This window comes from Mycoplana sp. MJR14 (assembly GCF_029210525.1).
Lineage (GTDB): Bacteria > Pseudomonadota > Alphaproteobacteria > Rhizobiales > Rhizobiaceae > Mycoplana.
Window position 1 is genome coordinate 239,395 of the sequence record NZ_JARGEO010000006.1, and the last position, 22,502, is coordinate 261,896.

Genomic DNA, 22,502 nt, shown 5'->3' on the forward strand with positions numbered 1-22,502 from the left:
GCGGCAGACGTGCGCAGCCCATGCCTTGTTCAACGTATGATGCCGTTCCATTCGCCCGAGGCCCACGATCCGGCCCCCTGAAGCGCGCACTTCGCCGGGGACAACGCGCCGCAGCCGCGGCCTCCGGCCCCTCTTGCCATGAGACGGGCTCATTCTGCCGTTATCGCCTTCCTCGCGTTCGGTCCCCCCATGGCCTGCCTCCGGCACGGGACCGCCCTGCGGCATCGGGCCGCGCGATCCAGCGGGAGATCTTCCAAGATGGCAACCTGTGGCGAATCCCGCTAAACGTCACAAGTTGTTGAAGCTTTGCCGATACACGTATTCGGCAGTGCCCGCCCCTGACCATCTTCCACGAGACCGTACAAGGACATTTGCATGACAGGCATCAACAAGAGCACCAAGAGCGTTTCTGCCACCGGCAACGACATCGTCGACTCGGTCCTCGGCGGAACGGCCTGGAGCGGCACCGTCACCTATGCCTTCCCGACCAGCAGCTCGGCCTATGGCTATTCGGACTATGAGCCGAGCGACGGATTCGGTTCGGTCTCGGGCAAGATGAAGTCTGCCGCGCTCTTTGCGATGGAACAGTCCTACGGATCCAAGGCCAATGACGGCTTTTCGGTGGAAGGCTTCACCGGCCTGACCCTTTCGGCAGGATCGCAGTCAAGCGCAACCCTTCGCTTCGCCGAATCGACTTACGACAACCCGACGGCCAAGGCATACTTCCCCGGCACCTACGACGAGGCCGGCGACCTGTGGTTCGGCGAAGACAGCGACTTCAACGATCCCGAGGCCGGCAACTACGGCTGGCACACGCTGATTCACGAGCTCGGTCATGCACTCGGCCTGGAGCACGCCCACACCGGCGAAGGCTTCGCCAAGATGCCTTCGGCCAAGGACAGCGTCGAGTATTCGGTGATGACCTACCGAAGCTACCAGGGCAGCGACGCCGATATGTACACCTATGAAGAGTTCGGCGCCCCGCAGACCTTCATGATGGCCGATATCGCCGCCCTCCAGCGCATGTACGGCGCCGACTTCACGACGAATGCCGGAAACACCACCTACAAGTGGACGCCGAGCAGCGGCAAGACCTACGTCAACGGTGAAGTCGCGATAGCGCCCGGCGCCAACCGCATCTTCGCAACCATCTGGGACGGCGGCGGCAGCGACACCTATGATCTCTCCGCCTATTCCGATGGCGTCGAGATCGACCTGGCCCCCGGCTCGCACTCGGAGTTCAGCGACGAGCAAGTGGCCTATCTCGGCGACAACCACTATGCCCGCGGCAACATCTTCAACGCCCTTCTGTACAAGGGCGACACCCGCTCCCTCATCGAAAACGCCAAGGGCGGTTCGGGCGCGGATACGATCGAAGGCAACCAGGCCGCCAACACGCTGACCGGCAACAGCGGCAACGACAGGCTCTACGGCCTGACCGCCAACGACACGCTCTATGGCAACAGCGGCCGTGACAGTCTCGATGGCGGCACCGGCAACGACACACTGATCGGCGGGTCCTCCGGCGACAGGCTGATCGGCGGCAGCGGGGCTGACACCGCATCCTACGCTTCGGCGCGCGGCGGCGTGACGGCCAACCTCTCGAAACCCTCGATCAACACCAACGACGCCTCCGGCGACACCTATTCCTCGATCGAGCATCTGCAGGGCTCCGCCTATGCCGACAGGCTGACCGGCAACAGCAACGCAAACCGTCTCAACGGCGGAAGCGGCAACGACACGCTCGACGGCGGGGCCGGCAACGACACCCTGATCGGCGGCCCTGGCACCGACAGGCTGATCGGCGGCAGCGGCACCGACACGGTGAGCTACCAGAACGCCTCCGCCGGCCTGACCGCAAACCTCGGCTCCCGTTCGGACAACACCGGCTCCGCCAAGGGTGACAGCTACTCCTCGATCGAAAATCTGATCGGGACCAGCTATTCCGACAAGCTGACGGGCAATTCGGCCGCCAATCGCATTTCCGGCGGCAGCGGCAGCGATGTGCTCAAGGGCGTCAACGGCAATGACGTTCTCGATGGCGGCCACGGCAACGACTCGCTGTTCGGCGGCAAGGGCCATGACGATTTCGTCTTCGGAAAAGGCTACGGCACCGACACGGTCGAGGTCTTCTCCGACGGCGTGGATCAGATCGACCTGCGCAGCTACGATTTCTCCTCCGCCTCGTCGGTCCTGAGCAAGGCGACCCAGGTCGGCGACGACGTGCGGCTGAAATTCGCGACCACCGACATCCTGGTCCTGAAGGAATTCGATATCGCCGATCTCGGCGCCAACGACTTCATCCTGGCCTGAGGCGGCAAAGCGCAGGGTGGCCGCAGACGCAGCCGCCCTGCGCGCCTCATGCGACATCCGGCGACCTGATCCTGCAGAAATGACAAAAGGGGCGATGCACACGGCATCGCCCCTTTTTCTGTAACCGATCGCTGGAAGCAGCCTCAGTCGACGAAGGCGCGCTCGATGACGAATTCGCCGGGCTTGTTGTTGGCGCCTTCGGTGAGGCCCGCCTGCTCGAGCAGGGCCTTGGTTTCCTTCAGCATGGCCGCCGAACCGCAGATCATGGCGCGGTCGACCGCCGGATCGAAGGGGTCGACGCCGAGATCGGCGAACATCTTGCCGTTGCTGATCAGATCGGTGATGCGGCCCTGGTAGGGGAACGCCTCGCGGGTCACCGTCGCATAGTGGCGCAGCTTGCCGCCCACGACCTCCGACAGCAGTTCGTCCTTGGCGATCTCCTCCACGAGGTCGAAGCCGTATTTCAGTTCCGATACTTCGCGGCAGGTATGGGTGAGAATCACCTCGTCGAACTTCTCGTAGGTCTCCGGATCACGGATCAGGCTGGCGAACGGCGCGATGCCGGTGCCGGTCGAGAACATGTAGAGCCGCTTGCCGGGCGTCAGCGCATCGAGCACCAGCGTGCCGGTCGGCTTCTTGCGCATCAGCACCTGATCGCCCTGCTGGATCTGCTGCAGGTGCGAGGTGAGCGGACCGTCCGGCACCTTGATGGAGAAGAACTCCAGCTCCTCGTCCCAGGCGGGGCTCGCGATCGAATAGGCGCGATAGACCGGCTTGCCGTCGACCATCAGGCCGATCATGGCGAATTCGCCGGACCGGAAGCGGAAGCCGTCCGGACGCGTCATCCGGAAGCGGAAGAGACGGTCGGTATAGTGCTGGACGCTCGTCACCTTCTCGACATAGACGCCGGCGGGAACGGTTGCTGCGAGATCTTCGGTCTTTGCGGGCGCATTCATTCGTGGTCGGTTCCTGCGGTCTCTACGGAATGTCGCATAGGCAGATATTATACTGCGGTCGCCGAAGGAAGGCATCGCGTTCCAAAGGAAGCGGCCATGCGCAAAATGCATTCCATCGGTCGGCCTGCGCTTGCACCCCTCATATAATGTGCGGCGCAACAAGAAGAAAGGCCCGCATCCGTCTTTAGCCGGAAACGGGCCCCGATCGCGACAATATGCGTCAGCCGACGCGGCGCCAGCTGTAGGATTTCGCGTCCGCCGACGGCCTGGCCGTCGGCTGGTAGTGATTGTTGATCCCCGGCAGCCGGTTTTCCGAAAGCCGCTTTAGCGCCGTCGCATTGGTGACGGCGAAGCTGTCGATGCCGCACCGAAGCATCAGCGGGATGTGGTCGATCAGAACGTCGCCGACCGCCCTCACCTCGCCCTGATAGCCGAGCCGCGAGCGCAGCAGCGAAGCGTGGCTGAAGGCCCGCCCGTCGCTGAAGGCCGGAAACGCCAGAGCCACCAGCGCGATCCGGTCCAGGTGCCCCTCGAGCCGCCGCACATCGTCCGCAGGATTGATGAGGACGCCGAAACCCGCCTCGTCGCCTTCGGCGACACGGGCCAGGAAGTCGGAGAGACCGAGGATCGCCTTCTCGTTCGATCCGGCCTTGATGTCCTCGTTCTCGATGACCCACGGGTCGTCGTTGACGAAGCCGGTTTCCTTCCAGATTCTCGTCATCTCGCGTCCCCCCTACGCTGCCGCCGCTGCCGCATTGCCGTAAAGCGCATCCTTGAAGGGCTGCGGCCCGACGCGCCGGTAGGCTGCGAGAAAATTCTCGGACGGATCGAGCCGCAGGCCGAGATAGGTGTCGACGATCACCTCGATCGCGTCGGTCACCTTCTCCGGTTCGAAGCCGCGGCCGATGATCTCGCCGATCGACGTGTTCTCGTCGCCGGAGCCGCCGAGCGTGATCTGGTACAGCTCCTCGCCCTTCTTCTCGACGCCGAGCAGGCCGATATGGCCGACATGGTGATGGCCGCAGGCATTGATGCAGCCGGAGATCTTGATCTTCAGCTCGCCGATTTCGGCCTGCCGCTCGGGCGAAGCGAAACGATTGGAAATCTCCTGCGCCACGGGAATGGAGCGGGCGTTCGCCAGCGCGCAATAGTCCAGCCCCGGACAGGCGATGATGTCGGTGATCAGCCCGGCATTGGCCGTTGCCAGCCCGGCTGCGACCAGCGCGCGATAGATCGGCTCGAGATCGGCGAGCGCCACGTGCGGCAGGATCAGGTTCTGCTCGTGGCTGACGCGGATCTCGTCGAAGGCATATTCCTCGGCGATATCGGCGACCGCCTCCATCTGCGCATCCGTGGCATCGCCCGGAATGCCGCCGATCGGCTTCAGCGAGATCGTCACCATGCCGTAGTCGGGGTGCTTGTGCGGCTGGACGTTCTGCTGAACCCAGCGGGCGAAATCAGAATCGGCCTTCTTCCACTGGGCGAGATTGGCCCAGCCCTCGGCGCGCGGTTCCAGCGCCGGCGGCGCGAAATAGGCGGCAATCGCCTCGATGTCGGCCTCGGGCAGCTTCAGCTCGGTGTTCTTCAGCTCGGCGAACTCGACCTCGACCTGCCGCGCCAGTTCCTCCGCCCCGGTCTCGTGCACGAGGATCTTGATGCGCGCCTTGTATTTGTTGTCGCGCCGGCCATGCAGGTTGTACACACGCATGATCGCGGTCGTATAGGAAAGGAGATCCTCTTCCGGCAGGAAGTCGCGGATCTTCTTGGCGATCATCGGCGTCCGGCCCTGGCCGCCGCCGACATAGACGGCAAAGCCGATCTCGCCCTTGTCGTTCTTCTTCAGGTGCAGGCCGATGTCGTGCACCTGGATGGCCGCGCGGTCGCGCTCGGCGCCGGTCACGGCGATCTTGAACTTGCGCGGCAGGTAGGAGAACTCCGGGTGGACCGAGGACCACTGCCGCAGGATTTCCGCATAGGGCCGCGGGTCGGCCACCTCGTCGGCGGCGGCGCCGGCAAAATGGTCGGCGGTGACGTTGCGGATGCAGTTGCCCGAGGTCTGGATCGCATGCATCTCGACCGAGGCGAGGTCGGCCAGCGCGTCGGGAAGCTCCGACAGCTTCGGCCAGTTGTACTGGATGTTCTGCCGGGTTGTGAAATGGCCATAGCCGCGGTCGTACTTGCGCGCGATATGGGCGAGCATGCGCATCTGCCGGCTGTTCAGCGTGCCGTAGGGAATGGCGACGCGCAGCATGTAGGCGTGCAGCTGCAGGTAGACGCCGTTCATCAGCCGCAGCGGCTTGAACGCATCCTCCGCCAGTTCGCCGGACAGGCGGCGGGCGACCTGGTCGCGGAACTGGGCGACGCGGTCGTTGACGAAGGCGTGGTCGAATTCATCGTAGCGATACATGTCTTGTCCTTCAGGCCACGGCCGCGCGGGTCGCGTTCAGGCCGGAGTATCCGGCTGCATAGGGGATGGTCGGACCGCCGGCGCGGATACGCTCGCGCATCCGAAGCGGGCGCAGCACGCCGTCGACTTCTTCGACATCCACGACGTTGACGTCAACCACCTTGTTGTCGGCGAACGCCTGCTTGCCGGTGGCCTCCAGCGCCTCGACCGCCTCCTTGTGGCGCGCCACGAAGGCTTCCTGCAACGAGGTGTTCCAGTTGCCTGCGGCATCGAGCCAGACGGATATGCCGTCCGACAGCCGGTTCGCAGTCAGGACCTTGTCTGTCATGTCATGCTCCCAGATATGCGGTGTCCGTCGTCGCGCGGCTGCGGACGAGCGGGACGGAGTGTTCGAAGTTGGCGCCTGCGACCGCATCGCCGATGATCACCATCACCGGGCCGGTCAGTTCGTCGCGATGCTCGAGGTCCGGCAGGTCCTTCAGCGTGCCGTGCAACAGCCGCCTGTCGGATCGGCTGGCGTTCTCGATGACCGCCACCGTCGTCTCGGCCGGCAGGCCCGCCTGCATCAGCCGCCCGGCGACGGAGGCCGCGACGGTGCGGCCCATGTAGACGGCGATCGTCGCCCCGGAGACGGCAAGCCGCGCCCAGTCCGGCAGAACCGCACCGGTCAGGTCGTGGCCGGTGGTGAAGACCAGCGACGAGGCGACGCCGCGCAAGGTCAGCGGCAGCTCGAAATCGGCGGCCGCGGCGAAGGCGGAGGTGATGCCGGGGACGATCTCGTAGGAAATCCCAGCCTCGCGCAGCGCCGACATCTCTTCGGCCGCCCGGCCGTAGACCAGGGGATCGCCGGATTTCAGCCGCACGACCCGCTTGCCGGCGCGGCCGAGTTCCACCAGAAGGTCGTTGATCTCGTCCTGCGACTTCGAATGACAGCCCTTGCGCTTGCCGACCGAGATGCGCTCGGCATCGCGGCGCCCCATGTCGACGATCGCCTGCGGCACCAGCGCATCGAAGACGATCGCGTCCGCTTCCATCATCACCCGCTGCGCGCGCAGCGTCAGAAGGTCTTCCGCCCCCGGCCCGGCCCCGACGAGCCAGACATGGCCTTCGACCTTGCGGGCCCGGGACAGGAGCTCGGTCGCCTTCCGGCGCGCCAGGTCCTCGTCGCCGGCGCTGACGGCGTCGGCCACCTGCCCCTGGAAGAAGCGGCGCCAGAAAACGCGGCGTGTCACGCCGCGCGGCACCATCGCCTCGACGGCATCGCGATAGGAAGCGGCGAGCGTCGCAAGCCTGCCCAGCGACGGCGACAGAAGCTGGTCGATCTGGCCGCGGATCATCTGGGCCAGCACCGGCCCCGCCCCTTCGGTCCCGATCGCCACGGCAACGGGCGCGCGGTTGACGAGGGCCGGCGTGAAGAAATCGCACTCGTCCGGCTGGTCGACGGCATTCACAGGGATGCGCAGTTCCCGCGCGAGGGCTGCAACGTCGCGGTCGGCAGCGCCGTCGCCCGTCGCGGCGAAGACGAGAACGGCGCCTGCCAGGACATCGGCCGATACCGGCCCGGCGGTCACTTCGATCGCTTCGGCCGCGAGATAGCGGGAAAAATCGGCAGCGGCCCCGGAAGCCACCACGACGATCTCGGCATCGGTGTTGCGCAATAGCCGAACCTTGGCATACGCCTCCTCGCCACCACCCACGACCACGACCCTTCGTCCGCTGACACGGAAGAAGGCGGGAAACACCGAAAGCGTGTTGCTGGCTTGCTGCATCTCAGGGTCCGGTTCGAGTGAGCCGCACTATCGCCAATACGGGATGGAAATTAAAGGAACAGAAATTCGCAGCCTTTCGGGGCGGCGTATTCTTTTGCTCGCCTGCAGGGCATTTAGAGCAAATCTCTCCGAGGCGCTGTTGCCCCTTGCCTCGGCGCCGGCCGCCCCGCTAAAGGTGGGCGCGGATTGCGACCGAAGAGGAAATCGCCATGGATCAGCAAGCCCTGGCCGGACGTCTGCTCGACGTCATCGAGAACGACATCCTCCCCTTGACGAAAAAGGGCGTGGCCGACGGCAACAAGATCTTCGGCGCGGCGATCCTGCGCAAGTCCGATCTCTCGCTCGTGATCGCCGAGACGAACAACGAGACCGAAAACCCGCTGTGGCACGGCGAGGTCCATGCGCTGAAACGGTTCCACGAGCAGGCCGACAAGCCCGATCCGAAGGAGCTGATCTTCCTCTCCACCCACGAGCCCTGCTCCATGTGCCTCTCGGCCATCACCTGGGCCGGCTTCGACAATTTCTACTACTTCTTCACCCACGAGGATTCGCGCGACGCGTTTGCGATCCCGCATGATCTGAAGATCCTCAAGGAAGTCTTCCGCCTCGAGCCGGGCGGCTACGCCAAGACGAACGCCTTCTGGCGATCGGCCGCGATCGGCGATCTGATCGCCGTGGCGCGCGAGCCCGAGAAAACCGAACTGAAGGCGCAGGACGCGCGCATCCGGCACGCCTACGACCGGTTGTCGGAAAGCTACCAGTCCGGCAAGAACGACAACAGCATTCCGCTCAACTGAGCGAGGGACGGAGTGGAGCGCATGCAGCCGTCACGCGACATAAAGGGTCTCATCGACATCATGGCCGCGCTACGCCAGCCGGAGACCGGCTGCCCGTGGGACGTCGTCCAGACGTTCGAGACCATCAAGCCCTATACGATCGAGGAAGCCTATGAGGTCGCGGACGCGATCGAGCGCGCCGACATGCACGACCTCTGCGACGAACTCGGCGATCTGCTGCTGCAGGTCGTCTTTCACGCCCGGATCGCCGAGGAGGCCGGAGAATTCGCCTTCGGCGACGTGGTCGAGGCGATCACGAAGAAGATGATCCGCCGTCATCCGCATGTCTTCGACCGCTCCGATGCCGATACGCCCGAGCGGGTGAAAGCCCAGTGGGACGCGATCAAGCAGGCGGAAAAGCGTGAGCGCCGCGAGCGGCGCGCCGGCCGCGGACTGCCGCCCGAAAGCGATACCGGCCACCTGGGCACCGTCCAGCGCTCGTTTCCGGCTCTGGTGGAGGCCCTGAAGCTGCAGGAGCGCGCCGCCAAGGTCGGCTTCGACTGGTCGGAGCCCGAACCGATCCTCGACAAGATCGAGGAGGAAGTCGGCGAGTTGCGCGAAGCCTTGCGCCACGGCGACCGGAAGAAGGTCGCCGACGAGCTGGGCGACCTGATCTTCGCCGTCGTCAACATCGGCCGCCACACCGATACGGATGCGGAAATGGCGCTGCGCGGCACGAACGCCAAGTTCCGCCGCCGATTCGCCCACATTGAGACCGAGCTCACGGCCGCCGGCGAGACGCTGGAACAGGCGACGCTGGAGCGGATGGAAGAACTCTGGCAGGCCGCCAAGGCGATCGAGCGGCAACTCGGCTGACAGTACGCGGGCGACGGCCGCCCGCCAGAATGAACGTTACCGTTCCCAGTCCTCGAGGGGGCGTTGCTCGCCCTGCCCCAATCGCCGGTCCAGTTCGGCAGCCTCGGTCTCCGTCAGCCGGGCGGCGATCCGCACGCGGCCGTCTTCCTGGTCTTCGCGCTCATCGACGATCGAATGGTCGTAGAGCCAGGGCAGAACCTGCAGCTTGTCGACGGGCAGCACCACGTCGCGGTCGACGAGGACGCCGGAAAGCCGCCGGTTGATCTCGGCCATCAGCGCATCGACGCCTTCCCCGGTCAATGCCGAGACGGCGATCGTGTTCGGCGTCGCGGCCGCCTTCTGAACGAGCGCCTCGCGCGCCTCGTCCGGCAGGTCGTCGATCTTGTTCCAGACCTCCAGGATGCGCTCGGCGCCATCCTTCTCGTCGATGCCGAGATCGGCGAGGATGCGCAGCACGTCGGATGCCTGGGCGCCGTTGTCGGGATCCGACATGTCGCGCACGTGCAGGATCAGGTCCGCCTCCAGCACCTCTTCCAGCGTCGCGCGGAAGGCGGCGACGAGATGGGTCGGCAGGTCGGAGATGAAGCCGACGGTGTCGGAGAGGATCACGGTCCGCCCCTGCGGCAGCTTCATCCGCCTGAGCGTCGGGTCGAGCGTGGCAAACAGCATGTCCTCGGCGAGCACACCGGCGCCGGTGATGCGGTTGAACAGCGTCGACTTGCCGGCATTGGTATAACCGACCAGCGCCACGATCGGGTGCGGCACCTTCTTGCGCTTGGCGCGATGCAGCTGGCGGGTGCGGCGCACCTGCTCCAGCTCCCGCTCCAGCCGCACGATCCGCTCCTGCAGCAGCCGGCGGTCGGCCTCGATCTGGGTTTCACCCGGGCCGCCCATGAAGCCGGCGCCGCCGCGCTGGCGCTCCAGGTGGGTCCAGCTGCGCACCAGCCGGCCCTTCTGGTAGTTGAGATGGGCGAGCTCGACCTGCAGCGTGCCTTCCTTGGTGGAGGCGCGGCGGCCGAAGATCTCCAGGATCAGGCCGGTACGGTCGATGACCTTGGCATTCCATTCCTTCTCGAGGTTGCGCTGCTGCACCGGCGTCAGCGGATGATCGACGATCACCAGCCCCGCATCGTTGGCGTCCAGCGCCGTCTTGATCTCCTCGATCTTGCCGGTGCCGAGCAGCGTGCCCGGCTTCGGCTGCGAGACCGGGACGATAGCGGAGAAGACGACGTCGAGATCGATCGCCCGCGCCAGACCGATCGCCTCGGCAAGGCGTGCCTCGTCCGAGCGCGACACCACGCCATTGGCCTCGGCCCGCCCCTTCTTGATGACCGGGGCGATGACGACGGCACGCGAATCGTCGCGGCGCTTTTCAAGCTCCGGCACGATCGAATCCTGGGATGTATCGCGTTTGCTAATCAGCCTTCACCTTGTCAGGAGGCGCTTTCTTCGTTCTCAAACATCTGCAGCGGCTGGCCGGGCATGATGGTGGAGATGGCGTGCTTGTAGACGAGCTGCGAGTGGCCGTCGCGCCGCAGGAGCACGCAGAAATTGTCAAAAGACGTCACAACGCCCGTCAGCTTCACGCCGTTGATCAGGAATATTGTGAGGGAAATCTTTTGTTTGCGAACGGTATTAAGAAAAAGATCCTGCAAATTCTGAGAACGTTCCGCCATCGCGCCGCTTCTTTCTTGATTGCCGGTCCTTTCGACCGGTTGACTAAAACATTGATGCCCCGAAGACAGGCGACGCACATTTCGCCCATCCAACGGTTTAGGTATCAAATCGCAGACTTCTCCGCAATGTCGAAAAAAGTATCATGGCTTATCCGGGCAGCACTGTCACAGACAGACAACAACCCGCCAAAATACGCCGAATGAGGAACCCGTCCTGGGCAGCGCAGACGAAGCGCCTACCCCTCTGACCGGCGGCCGTCGGCGAAAGGGCCGTGCTAGAAATACTGGATACTGACACGGAAAAGTTGCTGCACGTGGCGAACGGCTTCACCCGTCGCAAACAGCACCACCCGGTCCTTCGCCTTGATGCGCAGGTCGCCGCCCGGCGGCAGCACGTTTCCGTCGCGATAGATCGCGCCGATGCGGATGCCCTCCGGCAGGTCGAGGTCCCTCAACGGCGTGCCGACGAGCGGCGAGGTCTCCAGCGCCTCCGCCTCGATCACCTCCGCCGAGCCCTTCTGCACGGCATAGACCGAGCGGATCCGCCCTTTGCGCACATGCTGCAAGATGCCGGAGATCGTGACGGCGCGCGGATTGATGTGCGCGTCGATGTCCATGCTGTCGATCAGGTCGTGAAAAGCCGGATCGTTGAGGAGCACGAGGCTCTGCTTGCAGCCCAGGCTCTTCGCCATGACGCTGCCGAGGATGTTGATCTGGTCGTTGTTGGTCAGCGCGACGAACAGGTCGGCATTCTCCATGTCCGCCTGCTGCTGCATCTTCTGATCCAGCGCCGATCCGTGCAGCACCACGGTGTTGCGCAGCTGGTCGGCAATGTGGACCGCCCGGTCCCGGTCGCTCTCGATGATCTTGATGCGCGTGCGCGGCTGGAACTGCTCGATCGTCTTTGCGACGAAGAAGCCGATATTGCCGCCGCCGGCGATCACGATCCGCCGGGCCTCCTGCTCCTCGTGACCGAACAGCGACAGGGTGCGTCGGACATGCGCGAAGTCACAGACGACATAGGCGAGATCGCCGGTCTGCAGCTCGTCGGCGGACTTGGCGACGAACAGCTTGCCTTCGCGGAAGACCGCCGTCACCGTCGCCTTCAGATCGGGAAAGAGCTCCGTCAGCTGCTGCAGCGGCGTGTTGACGACCGGGCAATCCTCCATGCACTCGATCGCCAGCATGACGATCTTGTCGTCGGCAAAGCGCACGACATCGGTCGCGCCGGGATAGGAGATGCGCCTGAGCGCCATCTTGCCGACCTCGATCTCCGGCGAGATCGCGACGTCGATCGGCAGGTCGTCACGGGAGAAGAGGTCGGAGTATTCCGGCGCCAGGTAGCTCTGCGCCCGGATGCGGGCGATCTTCGTCGGCACCTTGAACAGGGAATGGGCGACCTGGCAGGCGACCATGTTTATCTCGTCATGCAGCGTGACGGCGATGATCATCTCGGCCTGCTCGGCGCCGGCACGCGCCAGCACGTCCGGATGCGCGCCATGACCGACGACGCCGCTGACGTCGAGCGTCTCGGTGATCGCCGCGACCAGCGCCGCCGACGTATCGATCACCGAAACGTCGTTGTCTTCCTGTGCCAGCCGCTCGGCGATGCCGTAGCCGACCCGGCCCGCGCCGCAGATGATGACCTTCATGTGCCCTACCCCGAAGCCCCTGTGCCCGCCTCAGACGCCGAGCGATTTCAGCTTGCGATGAAGCGCCGAGCGCTCCATGCCGACGAACTCGGCCGTTCGCGAGATGTTGCCGCCGAAACGGTTGATCTGGGCGATCAGGTAGTCGCGCTCGAACATCTCGCGCGCCTCGCGCAGCGGCAGCGTCATGATGTGCTGGTCGCCCTGGCTGGAAACCTTCGGCAGCATATCGCCCACGTCCGTCGGCAGCATGTCGGCGGTGATCGCACTGTCCGGACCGTCGCTGCGGGCGAGGATCATCAGCCGTTCGATGTTGTTGCGCAGTTGCCGGATGTTGCCGGGCCAGTCGTGCGCCTGCAGCACGGCGAGCGCGTCGTCGCCGATCTTGCGCGCGCGGATGCCGGCCTGTTCGCTGATCTGCCGCATGAACATGTCGACCAGGAAGGGAATGTCCTCGCGCCGCTCGGCCAGCGGCGGCACGCGGACGGGAACGACGGCGAGCCGGTGATAGAGGTCCTCCCGGAACGCGCCCTCCGCGATCAGGCTCTCGAGATTGTACGCCGTCGACGAAATGATCCGGACGTCGACCTTGACCCGCTTCGAGCCGCCGACGCGCTCGAATTGCTGGTCGACGAGGACCCGCAGGATCTTGTTCTGCGTCTCGCGCGGCATCTCGCCGATCTCGTCGAGATAGAGGATGCCGCCATGCGCCTCCTCCAGCGCGCCCGTCTTGCGCTGCTGCCCGCCGCCGCCGCCCTCGGTGCCGAAGAGCGCGATCTCCATCCGCTCCGGCGTGATCGCCGCCGCGTTCAAGACGACGAACGGGCCGTTGGCGCGGCTAGACTTGCGGTGGATCATCCGCGCCACCAGTTCCTTGCCCGAGCCGGACGGCCCGAGAATCATGATGCGGCTGTTGGTCGGAGAGACCTTCTCGATGGTCTGGCGCAGCTGCGAGACCGCCACCGACGTGCCGATCAGTTCGACCGCATCCCCGGAGCGGCGCTTCAGCTCGGTCACCTCGCGCCGCAGCTTGGAGTTCTCCAGCGCCCGTTCGGCGATCAGGATCAGCCGGTCCGCCTTGAACGGCTTCTCGATGAAGTCGTAGGCCCCGCGCCGGATCGCCGACACCGCCGTCTCGATGTTGCCGTGGCCGGAGATCATCACGACCGGAAGGTCGGGATAGCGGCTCTTGATTTCGTCGAGCAGCGCCAGCCCGTCCAGCCGGCTGCCCTGCATCCAGATATCCAGGAAGACCAGGCGCGGCACGCGGTCGCTGATCGCCTGCAGCGCGCTGTCGCTGTCATAGGCGGTCCGCGTCTCGTGGCCCTCGTCGGACAGGATCCCCGAGACGATCTCGCGGATGTCCTCTTCGTCGTCCACCACCAGAATATCAGAGGCCATGGGTCAGTTCCTTGTCTTCTTCTTCCGCATCGACGGCCGGGATTTCCTCGGCGGGCAGGATCACGCGGATCATCGCGCCGTGGCCGTTGTCGAAGTCCGGCGGCGCGTCGTGCAGTTCCAGCTGCCCGCCGTGGTCTTCGATGATCTTCTTCACGATCGCCAGACCGAGCCCCGTGCCCTTCTCGCGCATCGTCATGTAGGGTTCGAGGATCCGGTGCCGGTTCTCGGTCGGCAGGCCCTTGCCGTTGTCGATCACGTCCACGACGAAATGGCCGCTGACCCCGTCGCGACTTGCGCGCACCAGGATCTTGCGTTCCTCGCGCTGGATGTCGGCCGGCAGCGCCTCGATCGCCTCGACCGCGTTCTTGATGATGTTGCCGAACGCCTGGCCCAGCATGCGGGAATCGAAGTTCCCGACCAGCGGCGCATGTTCGAAATCCTTCAGGAACGTCACGTGCGTATTGCCCATCTCGCGCAGAAACACCGCATCCTTGAGGATGGCGCGCAGGTCCGACCTGTCCTTGGTCGGCTTGGGCATGCGGGCAAAGGCCGAGAACTCGTCCACCATCCGGCCGATATCCTCGACCTGCCGCACGATCGTGTCCGTACACTGGTCGAACACCGCACGATCGTCCTGGTTGATCTGCTTGCCGTAGCGACGGCGGATGCGTTCCGCCGACAGCTGGATCGGCGTCAGCGGGTTCTTGATCTCGTGCGCGATGCGGCGGGCGACATCGGCCCAGGCGGTGGAGCGCTGGGCGATGACGAGGTCGGTGATGTCGTCGATGGTGATGACGTAGGATTCCTTGGCGTCCTTCGCCTCCTCGCGCGTTACCTGCACGTTCAGCGTCCGCTCGGTGCCGCCGCGCATGATGTTGATCTGGCGACGATGGTCGTTGCGGAAGCGGTGTGTCGCCTCCTGCAGCACCTCGAAGACCTCGGGCGAGATCTCCGCGAGTTCTGCGCCGACGAGCGATCCCGCCGGACGGCCGAACAGAAGCTCGGCCGACGAATTGGCGATCGTCAGCCGGCCGCCCTCCTCCACGCCGATCACCGCCGCCGTCACGCCCGACAGCACGGCCTCGATGAAGTGGCCGCGCTGCTCCATCTCGTCCTTGGCGTCGAGGATCTGTCCCTGCTGCGCCCGGATCTCGGCGATCATCTTGTTGAAGGTGCGCGACAGGTTGCCGACGTCGCCGTCGGCGGCCCGCACCGGCACGTGCACGTCGAGATTGCCCGATCCGACGGCGTCCGCCGCCCCGATCAAAAGCCGGATCGGCCGCACGATCCGGTCCGCCACCGCGATCGCCGTCCAGATCGCCGCCAAAAGCACGATCAGCGCAAAGCCGAGATAGAGCACCCCGAAGGCGATTTGCAGCGACGTCCGGCCGGCCTCCAGCGCGCGGTATTCCGCGGTATTGTCCTCCATCATCCGCATCGAGCGCATGACTTCGGGGTCGACGGTGCGGATCGTGTAGAGGAAGGTGTCGGGGATGTTGTCGAGCTTGATCACCGCGCCGACGAGGTTGGTCGTCCCGGGCGGAATGAGCGTCGGCTGGCCGGCGGCAGCCGCCTTCAGCGCCTCGTCGGGAACCGGCGGCAGCGGCTTCTCGGTCGGGATGTTGGCCTGCAGCACCTGCGAACCGTCGCCACGCACCAGGAAAGCCCCGAGCATGCCGCGGCCGCGGGCCTGCCGGGTGATGAGGTCGTTGAAGCCGGTGCGATCGAGGCTGTAGAGCTGGCGGTTGCGCTCCAGGTCGTTCGACATCGACACGGTCTGGCCCTGCAGGTAGCTCGCATTCTCGAGCACATAGGCCTGCGCCACGTTCAGCGACGAGCTGACGATCGATTGCGTGCGGATCGAGAACCAGCGATCCAGCCCGACGTCGAGCGTGATCGAGGCGAAGATGGCGACGAGGATCGCCGGCGTGATCGCCACGATCGAAAACAGCGCGACGATCCTGACATGCAGCCGCGCCGCCGCGCGGCCGCGCGAACGCGCCTTGAGCAGCCGGGCGATCTCGCGGCCGATCAGGATGATGAGCCCGATGACGAAGAGCGCGTTGACCGCCACCGAGGCGATGATCACGTTCGCCTCGGGCTTGATCGGCGTCAGCCCCAGAAGGATGAACAGCGACAGCGTCGCGGCGACCAGCGCGCCGCCGGCGAGCAGGAGGCCCGGAAGCGCGAACGAGGCCCTGCGGTCGCGGCCATTGCCGGCGGCGTCTTCTCCACCCCCGATGAGGGTCGCATTCTCGTTCATCCGAAGCACTCACTCCGACCGGCCAGCGACTGGCCGATACCTCGTTCAAGCAGAAGCACGGGTCCGCAAGCGCAAGCTCCGGCTCCTCTGGGGAGAGAACGAGGGATGATCACCGCCTATTCGCCCCCGCGTGCATCTGTTACCACCATGCAACACAATGTGGCGAAAATGCAACGCAGCCGGCGACGAAGTCAAGCCAGACGGGAGCTGCGATAGACCGAGACGCCGAGCTCGCGGATCTTCTTGCGCAGGGTGTTCCGGTTGAGCCCGAGCAGGTCGGCGGCCTTGATCTGGTTTCCGCGCGTCGCCGTCAGCGCGGCGAGGATCAGCGGATACTCCATTTCGGCCAGAACCCGGTCGTAGAGGCCCGGCGGCGGCAGGCCGTCGCCGAAACTGGAGAAGTACTGGCGCATGTTTTCCTCGACCGCCTGCGAGATCGAAAGCGCCCCGCTGCGGGCCGTCGTCTTCTCGATCGGGCTGTCGGGAATGTCCGCGCGCAGTTCCGTCTCGATGATTTCGCGGGTGATGACATCCTGTGGATAAAGTGCGGTCAGCCGCCGGACGAGGTTCTCCAGCTCGCGCACATTGCCCGGCCAGGGATGCGCCTTCATCAGGTCCAGCGCCTCCTGGTCGAATCGCTTGGCGTCCAGCCCCTCCTTCTCCGCCTGCTGGACGAAGTGGCGTACGAGGTCGGGAATGTCCTCGGCCCGGTCGCGCAGCGGCGGCAGCCGCAGCGGCACCACGTTCAGGCGGTAGTAGAGATCTTCGCGGAAAAGCCCCTGGTTGATCGACTGCTTCAGGTCCTTGTTGGTGGCCGCGACGATGCGCACGTCGGTCCGGATCGGCGTGCGCCCGCCGACGGTCGTGTATTCGCCCTGCTGCAGCACGCGCAAGAGCCGCGTCTGCGCGTCCATCGGCATGTCGCCGATCTCGTCGAGGAACAGCGTGCCGCCCTCGGCCTGCTCGAAGCGACCGGTGGAACGGTTCTGCGCGCCGGTGAAGGCGCCCTTCTCGTGGCCGAACAGCTCCGATTCGATCAGGTCGCGCGGGATCGCCGCCATGTTGATCGCCACGAACGGTCCGTTGCGGCGTTTGCCGTAGTCGTGCAGGGCGCGCGCCACCAGTTCCTTGCCGGTGCCCGATTCGCCGGTGATCATCAGCGTCAGGTCGGTCTGCATCAGCCGGGCGAGAACCCGGTAGATCTCCTGCATGGCGGCCGAACGGCCGACCAGCGGCATGCCGTCCTGCGTGTCGTCGTCGAGCTTGGCCGGCTTCCTCTTCGGTTCCGCCAGCGCGCGGCCGATGATGGCGATCAGTTCCGTCAGGTCGAACGGCTTCGGCAGGTAGTCGTAGGCGCCCCGCTCCGATGCCTTGATCGCCGTCATGAAGGTGTTCTGCGCGCTCATCACCAGCACCGGCAGGTCCGGCCGCGCCTTCTTGATGCGCGGCAGCAGGTCGAAGGCGTTCTCGTCCGGCATGACCACGTCGGTCACGACGATGTCGCCTTCGCCGGCCGCAATCCAGCGCCACAGCGTCGCCGCATTGGACGTGATGCGGACATCGTAGCCCGCCCGGCTCAGCGCCTGGTTGAGGACGGTTCTGATTGCCGCATCGTCGTCGGCAACAAGGACGGTGGCGCCTGTCATCTGCTACTTCCTCTGCTCTGCGGCGATGTCGTCGTCCTCGCGCAGCCCCTTGGAGGCCGGCATCAGGACGCGGAACGTGGTGCGGTGGCCCTGGCTGTCGCATTCGATGATGCCGCCGTGGCCGCCGATGATCTTGGCAACGAGCGCCAGCCCGAGGCCGGACCCGTTGGTCTTGGTGGTGATGAACGGGTCGAACAGGTGCGGCAGCAGGTCCGGCGGCACGCCCGGGCCGTTGTCGTGCACGCAGAACTCCAGGGGCAGCGACACCTTCTCGCGCGTGCCCGCCACCGAAAGGCGGATGCCCGGCCGGTAGGCTGTCGTCAGCTGGATCTCGCCGTCCGGCCGGTCGCCCACCGCCTCCGCCGCGTTCTTGATCAGGTTCAGGAACACCTGCACCAGCTGGTCGCGGTTGGCATAGACCGGCGGCAGCGAGGGGTCGTAGTTCTCGGTGATCTTGATGTTGCGGGCAAAGCCGGCGCTCGCCACCGCCTTCACGTGGTCGAGCACGGAATGGATGTTGAGCGCCACCCGGTCGACCGGGCGCTCGTCGGAGAAGACCTCCATCCGGTCGACCAGCGAGACGATACGGTCGGTCTCGTCGCAGATGAGCCGCGTCAGCGCCCGGTCCTCGTCCTCGACGGAGGTCTCCAGCAGCTGTGCGGCGCCGCGAATGCCCGACAGCGGGTTCTTGATCTCGTGCGCCAGCATCGAGGCGAGCCCGGTCACCGAGCGGGCGGCGGCGCGATGGGTCAGCTGGCGGTCGATCTTGTCCGCCATCGAGCGTTCCTGCAGCACCACCACCACGGAGCCCGGATTGGTCGCCACCGGCGCCACGTAGAGATCGACGAGCTTGTCGGCGCCGAGCCGCGGCGAGCTGAGATCGACACGGTATTCGTTGACCGGTGCCAGCCGCTCCCTCACCTGTTCGATCAATGTGAGAAGAGGGCTGCCGAACGGTATGAAATTGCTGACATTATGCCGTGACAGATGGCTGGCGCTCGCGCCGAAGAAGGATTCCGCCTCCCAGTTGGCGAAGGCGATATGCCCGGCCTCGTCGACGAGGATGACCGGATGCTGGATGGCGTTGAGCACCGCCATTGCCAGTCCGTTGCCGTCGGACTGCTGCCGGCGTTCGTCGTCTGAACTGGTCATGCCGCTATCTCTTCCGGTCGCATGGACGTGCCGTGTTCGATCAATGCCGCAGCCAGTTGGCCGGCCACGAATTCGCTGTCGGTCGACGTCATCAGCGCCGCCCTGTCCGCGGGCGCGAGCCCCGGCGCGTGCCGGTCCAGATACCATCCGACATGCTTGCGCGCGTGCCGCAGACCGGCCGCGACGCCATAGAAATCGAGCATCATCCGGTAGTGCTCGACGGCGAGGCCGGCCAAGGCGAGCCCGTCGGGCGCCGCGCAGGCTCCGGCAAGCACGGCCGGATGCCACGGGCGCCCCTGTGCCGCGCGCCCGACCATCACCGCGTCGGCGCCGGAGCGCCGCAGGATCTCGGCCGCATCCTCGACGGTGTCGACATCGCCATTGGCAACGAGCGGTATCGCGATCGCATCGCGCACGGCGCGGATCGCGTCCCAATCGGCCCTGCCTTCGTAAAACTGCATGCGTGTGCGGCCGTGCACCGTGATCATCTGGACGCCGGCGGCTTCCGCCCGTGCGGCGATCTGCGGGGCGTTCAGGCTGTCGTGATCCCAGCCGAGCCGCATCTTGACCGTCACCGGCACCTTGACGGCCGCAACCGTCGCCTCGATCAGCCGCAGCGCATGGTCGGGCTCGCGCATCAAGGCCGACCCGGAATACCCGCCGATCACCTTTTTGGCCGGGCATCCCATGTTGATGTCGATGATGTCGGCGCCATGGGCCTCGGCCAGCCTCGCCGCCTCGGCCATCCAGCCGGCATCGCGCCCGGCGAGCTGGACCATGTGCGGGCGAATGCCGCGATTGCGGATCCGCGACCAGGATTCGGGGGCATTGGCGGCAAGCTCGCGGCTGGCGACCATTTCGGTGACGACCAGCCCCGCGCCGAAACGCCAGGCGAGTTCGCGAAAGGGCAGATCCGTGACGCCGGACATCGGCGCAAGGACGACACGGTTGCGCAGGACTTGCCGCCCGATCGCCAGGGGATCTGAAAGGAACGCCGGAACCAAATGCTTATCTTTCAAGCAATCTACTATCGTGCATTATTTTTAGCCATTTTAGTACCGCTTGCCAAGCCGTTTTGGCACAGTGCCGCAAATTTCCGCAGCGCGTCTGGCAAAGCGGCGGCGATCGTTCTAAACCGGCCGGAACGGCATGTAGCGCAGGGGACCAGCACAGAATGGGCGCACGAAAACGGATCAACTGCGGTGTGATCGTCGTTGCCGCCGGGCGCGGCGAACGGGCCGGATCGCACCCGGACGGCCCGAAGCAGTATCGCCGGATCGCCGGAAGGCCCGTTATTTCTCATACCCTCGACGCCTTTGTCAAATGGGACCCCGCCTGCCGCATCGTCGCCGTGATCCACCCCGACGACCGCGACCTGTTCGATGCGGCGCTGGACCAGCTGGAAGGCGGCAGGGACCGGATCCAGGCCGTGACCGGCGGCCGCACGCGACAGCAGTCCGTGCTCGCCGGCCTCGAGGCGTTGTGTTCCTTCGACGTCGACCACGTGCTGATCCAGGATGCGGTGCGCCCCTTCGTCGACAAGCCGCTGCTCGACCGGATCGCTGCGGCGCTTGTCTCCGGCGAATGCGCCGTCCTGCCCGCCGTCGCCGTCGCCGATACGCTGAAGCGCTCCGACACCGCCGGTCACGTTCTGGAGACCGTCCCGCGCGCCGGTCTGTTCGCCGCCCAGACGCCGCAGGCCTTCCATTTCGGCACCATCCTGGACGCACACCGGCGGGCCGCCGAGGATGGCCGCGACGACTTCACCGACGACGCGGCGATCGCCGAATGGGCGGGGGTCCCGGTCCGGCTCGTCGAGGGATCGGCGGCCAACGTCAAGCTGACCCTGCACAAGGATATCATCATGGCCGACGAACGCCTTTCGCCGCCGCTTGCCGACGTGCGCACCGGCAACGGCTACGACGTCCACCAGCTGGAGCCCGGCGACGGCGTCACGCTTTGCGGCGTCTTCATCCCGCACGACCAGAAACTGAAAGGCCATTCCGATGCGGACGTGGCGCTGCATGCCCTGACCGACGCGCTGCTCGCCACCTGCGGCGCCGGCGACATCGGCGATCACTTCCCGCCCTCCGACCCGCAATGGAAGGGCGCAGCGTCGCGGATCTTCCTCGAGCACGCGGCAAGGATCGTCCGCGAGCATGGCGGCACGATCATGAATGCGGACGTGTCGCTCATCGCCGAGGCGCCGAAGATCGGTCCGCACCGGGACGAGATGCGGCACAGGCTCTCCGAATTCCTGGGGATCGCGCTCGAGCGCTGCTCGGTCAAGGCGACGACCAACGAGAAGATCGGCTTCGTCGGCCGCCGCGAGGGCATCGCCGCCATCGCCACCGCCACCGTCGTCTATCGGGGGCGTCCGTCATGAGCATGTGGCCGGCCGATATCGAGCAGGCGGCCAGCCGGCTGATTTCCGATTTTGCGGCGCGCGGGCTCCTGGTGGCAACCGCAGAATCCTGCACCGGCGGCCTCATCGTGGGAGCGCTCACCGAGATCGCCGGATCCTCCGCGGTCGTCGATCGCGGCTTCGTCACCTATTCCAACGAGGCCAAGACCGCCCTTTTGGGTGTCCGGCCGGAGACACTTTCGGCGCATGGCGCGGTGTCGGAGGAGACGGCGCTGGAAATGGTCCAAGGTGCGCTCGCCGCATCGAGGGCCGATTGCGCCGTCGCGGTCACCGGCATTGCGGGACCTGCCGGCGGATCGCCGGAAAAACCGGTCGGCCTCGTTCACCTGGCCGCGGCCCGTCGCCACGGCCGGACGTCGCATCGGGCGATGCGATACGGCGCTATCGGTCGCCACGAGATCCGGCTTGCCACCGTCAGGACCGCCCTGCAGATGCTGGACGAACTCGGAACCGGCTGAAGGCTTCGTCTGGTCCTCAACGCTGTGGCGAAAAGCGGCGCACACCCGGCGCCGGCGCGCCGGCCATCGACGCCGACACGGAAGAGACCCCGCTGCCGGAAATGCCCGTATGACTTGCGAGAACGAGAAAGGCGGCGAAGACCAGCGAGGCGACATTCAACGCAAGAAGCAATCCGTTCATGCCCAAAACTCCAGCATCCCGCCCGACCCTTGCAGTCGTGACGGACGAGCCGGCGATTTTGTTCAGCTGCCGTAGATCGTTTCGGCGCGTTTCTCGAAGGCTTCGGAGAACATGTGGAAGGCGCGATCGAACATCGAGCCCATCAGCGCCCCCAGGATGCGGCTCTTGAACTCGTAGTCGATGAAGAAGTGCACGTTGCACCTGCCCTCGCCCAACGGCTCGAAACGCCAGCGATTGTCGAGATAGCGGAACGGCCCGTCCAGATACTTGACGTCGATCGCCGTGTCGCCCGGGTTCAGCAGCACCTGCGTGGTGAAGGTCTCGCGGATCGCCTTGTAGCCGACGGTCATGTCGGCCACCAGCAGTTCCTTGCCGTCGCGCTCCTTGCGGGACCGGACGGCAAGTCCCTCGCAGAGCGGCAGGAACTCCGGATAGCGCTCCACGTCGGCGACGAGGGCATACATCTGTTCGGGGCTGTGCGGCACCGGCCGCCGGGTTTCGAACTGTGGCATGCGCTGGAGATATAAAAACCCGCGCCGCGAAACAAGATGCCG

General features: G+C 65.6%; 20 protein-coding genes. 5 read left to right on the forward strand and 15 right to left on the reverse strand.

All coding sequences use genetic code 11. From position 1 onward, the window contains the following. Positions 1-375 precede the first annotated feature (375 nt). A complete protein-coding gene (locus P0086_RS16365; protein ID WP_345799316.1) occupies positions 376-2,313 on the forward strand; it encodes a M10 family metallopeptidase in 1,938 nt (645 codons plus the stop codon). A 143-nt stretch (positions 2,314-2,456) separates the two neighbouring features. On the opposite strand, the gene P0086_RS16380 is transcribed toward P0086_RS16365, so the two are convergent. From P0086_RS16380 to cysG, 5 genes are all read right to left on the reverse strand, one after another. After that, positions 2,457-3,269 (reverse strand): ferredoxin--NADP reductase, encoded by an 813-nt coding sequence (locus P0086_RS16380; protein ID WP_112594056.1) that lies wholly within the window; start codon positions 3,267-3,269, stop codon positions 2,457-2,459. 220 nt (positions 3,270-3,489) lie between these two features. Beyond that, positions 3,490-3,990 (reverse strand): DUF934 domain-containing protein, encoded by a 501-nt coding sequence (locus P0086_RS16385; protein ID WP_275787407.1) that lies wholly within the window; start codon positions 3,988-3,990, stop codon positions 3,490-3,492. Positions 3,991-4,002: 12 nt separating this feature from the next. After that, on the reverse strand, positions 4,003-5,676 hold the full coding sequence (locus P0086_RS16390; protein ID WP_112594054.1) for a nitrite/sulfite reductase: 1,674 nt from the start codon (positions 5,674-5,676) through the stop codon (positions 4,003-4,005). Positions 5,677-5,686: 10 nt separating this feature from the next. Continuing rightward, entirely contained in the window at positions 5,687-6,004 is a 318-nt protein-coding gene (locus P0086_RS16395; protein WP_112594053.1) for a DUF2849 domain-containing protein, read from the reverse strand. A 1-nt stretch (position 6,005) separates the two neighbouring features. Continuing rightward, positions 6,006-7,445 (reverse strand): siroheme synthase CysG, encoded by a 1,440-nt coding sequence (gene cysG / locus P0086_RS16400; RefSeq protein ID WP_275787410.1) that lies wholly within the window; start codon positions 7,443-7,445, stop codon positions 6,006-6,008. Positions 7,446-7,654: 209 nt separating this feature from the next. Between cysG and P0086_RS16405 the strand changes: the two genes are divergently transcribed. Next, positions 7,655-8,242 (forward strand): nucleoside deaminase, encoded by a 588-nt coding sequence (locus P0086_RS16405; protein WP_275787412.1) that lies wholly within the window; start codon positions 7,655-7,657, stop codon positions 8,240-8,242. A gap of 21 nt (positions 8,243-8,263) precedes the next feature. After that, the gene (gene mazG / locus P0086_RS16410) at positions 8,264-9,097 is read left to right on the forward strand and encodes a nucleoside triphosphate pyrophosphohydrolase (protein WP_112612438.1); all 834 of its coding nucleotides are present in this window, start codon (positions 8,264-8,266) and stop codon (positions 9,095-9,097) included. Between the two features lie 36 nt (positions 9,098-9,133). Here mazG and hflX read toward each other — a convergent pair whose 3' ends face one another. The 8 genes from hflX to dusB all read right to left on the reverse strand — a co-directional run bounded on the left by hflX (position 9,134) and on the right by dusB (position 19,888). Continuing rightward, the gene (gene hflX, locus P0086_RS16415) at positions 9,134-10,483 is read right to left on the reverse strand and encodes a GTPase HflX (protein WP_275787415.1); all 1,350 of its coding nucleotides are present in this window, start codon (positions 10,481-10,483) and stop codon (positions 9,134-9,136) included. Between the two features lie 47 nt (positions 10,484-10,530). Beyond that, positions 10,531-10,773, reverse strand: coding sequence for an RNA chaperone Hfq (gene hfq / locus P0086_RS16420; RefSeq protein WP_112594048.1), 243 nt, complete (start codon positions 10,771-10,773; stop codon positions 10,531-10,533). 275 nt (positions 10,774-11,048) lie between these two features. Further along, positions 11,049-12,425, reverse strand: coding sequence for a Trk system potassium transporter TrkA (trkA, locus tag P0086_RS16425; RefSeq protein ID WP_112594047.1), 1,377 nt, complete (start codon positions 12,423-12,425; stop codon positions 11,049-11,051). Between the two features lie 30 nt (positions 12,426-12,455). Beyond that, the gene (locus P0086_RS16430; RefSeq protein ID WP_112594046.1) at positions 12,456-13,823 is read right to left on the reverse strand and encodes a sigma-54 dependent transcriptional regulator; all 1,368 of its coding nucleotides are present in this window, start codon (positions 13,821-13,823) and stop codon (positions 12,456-12,458) included. Then, the gene (locus P0086_RS16435) at positions 13,813-16,086 is read right to left on the reverse strand and encodes a PAS domain-containing sensor histidine kinase (RefSeq protein WP_275787419.1); all 2,274 of its coding nucleotides are present in this window, start codon (positions 16,084-16,086) and stop codon (positions 13,813-13,815) included. The genes P0086_RS16430 and P0086_RS16435 overlap by 11 nt, the downstream gene beginning before the upstream one ends. Positions 16,087-16,277: 191 nt before the next feature. Then, positions 16,278-17,732, reverse strand: coding sequence for a nitrogen regulation protein NR(I) (gene ntrC / locus P0086_RS16440; RefSeq protein WP_112594044.1), 1,455 nt, complete (start codon positions 17,730-17,732; stop codon positions 16,278-16,280). A gap of 3 nt (positions 17,733-17,735) precedes the next feature. Beyond that, positions 17,736-18,884, reverse strand: a complete 1,149-nt coding sequence (locus P0086_RS16445) for a nitrogen regulation protein NR(II) (RefSeq protein ID WP_112594043.1) — start codon at positions 18,882-18,884, stop codon at positions 17,736-17,738. Next, positions 18,881-19,888, reverse strand: a complete 1,008-nt coding sequence (gene dusB / locus P0086_RS16450) for a tRNA dihydrouridine synthase DusB (protein WP_275787422.1) — start codon at positions 19,886-19,888, stop codon at positions 18,881-18,883. The genes P0086_RS16445 and dusB overlap by 4 nt, the downstream gene beginning before the upstream one ends. Before the next feature lie 170 nt (positions 19,889-20,058). Here dusB and P0086_RS16455 point away from each other — a divergent pair, with 170 nt between their 5' ends. Both P0086_RS16455 and P0086_RS16460 read left to right on the forward strand, forming a co-directional pair. Beyond that, entirely contained in the window at positions 20,059-21,270 is a 1,212-nt protein-coding gene (locus P0086_RS16455) for a bifunctional 2-C-methyl-D-erythritol 4-phosphate cytidylyltransferase/2-C-methyl-D-erythritol 2,4-cyclodiphosphate synthase (protein ID WP_275787424.1), read from the forward strand. Between the two features lie 2 nt (positions 21,271-21,272). Then, positions 21,273-21,767: a CinA family protein gene (locus P0086_RS16460; protein ID WP_275787542.1), complete on the forward strand. Its 495-nt coding sequence runs from the start codon at positions 21,273-21,275 to the stop codon at positions 21,765-21,767. Positions 21,768-21,783: 16 nt separating this feature from the next. Here P0086_RS16460 and P0086_RS16465 read toward each other — a convergent pair whose 3' ends face one another. Both P0086_RS16465 and P0086_RS16470 read right to left on the reverse strand, forming a co-directional pair. Then, the gene (locus tag P0086_RS16465; protein WP_162714773.1) at positions 21,784-21,948 is read right to left on the reverse strand and encodes a hypothetical protein; all 165 of its coding nucleotides are present in this window, start codon (positions 21,946-21,948) and stop codon (positions 21,784-21,786) included. Positions 21,949-22,010: 62 nt separating this feature from the next. Next, complete coding sequence (locus P0086_RS16470; RefSeq protein ID WP_112594039.1) at positions 22,011-22,460, reverse strand: type II toxin-antitoxin system RatA family toxin; 450 nt, start codon at positions 22,458-22,460, stop codon at positions 22,011-22,013. Positions 22,461-22,502 lie beyond the last annotated feature (42 nt).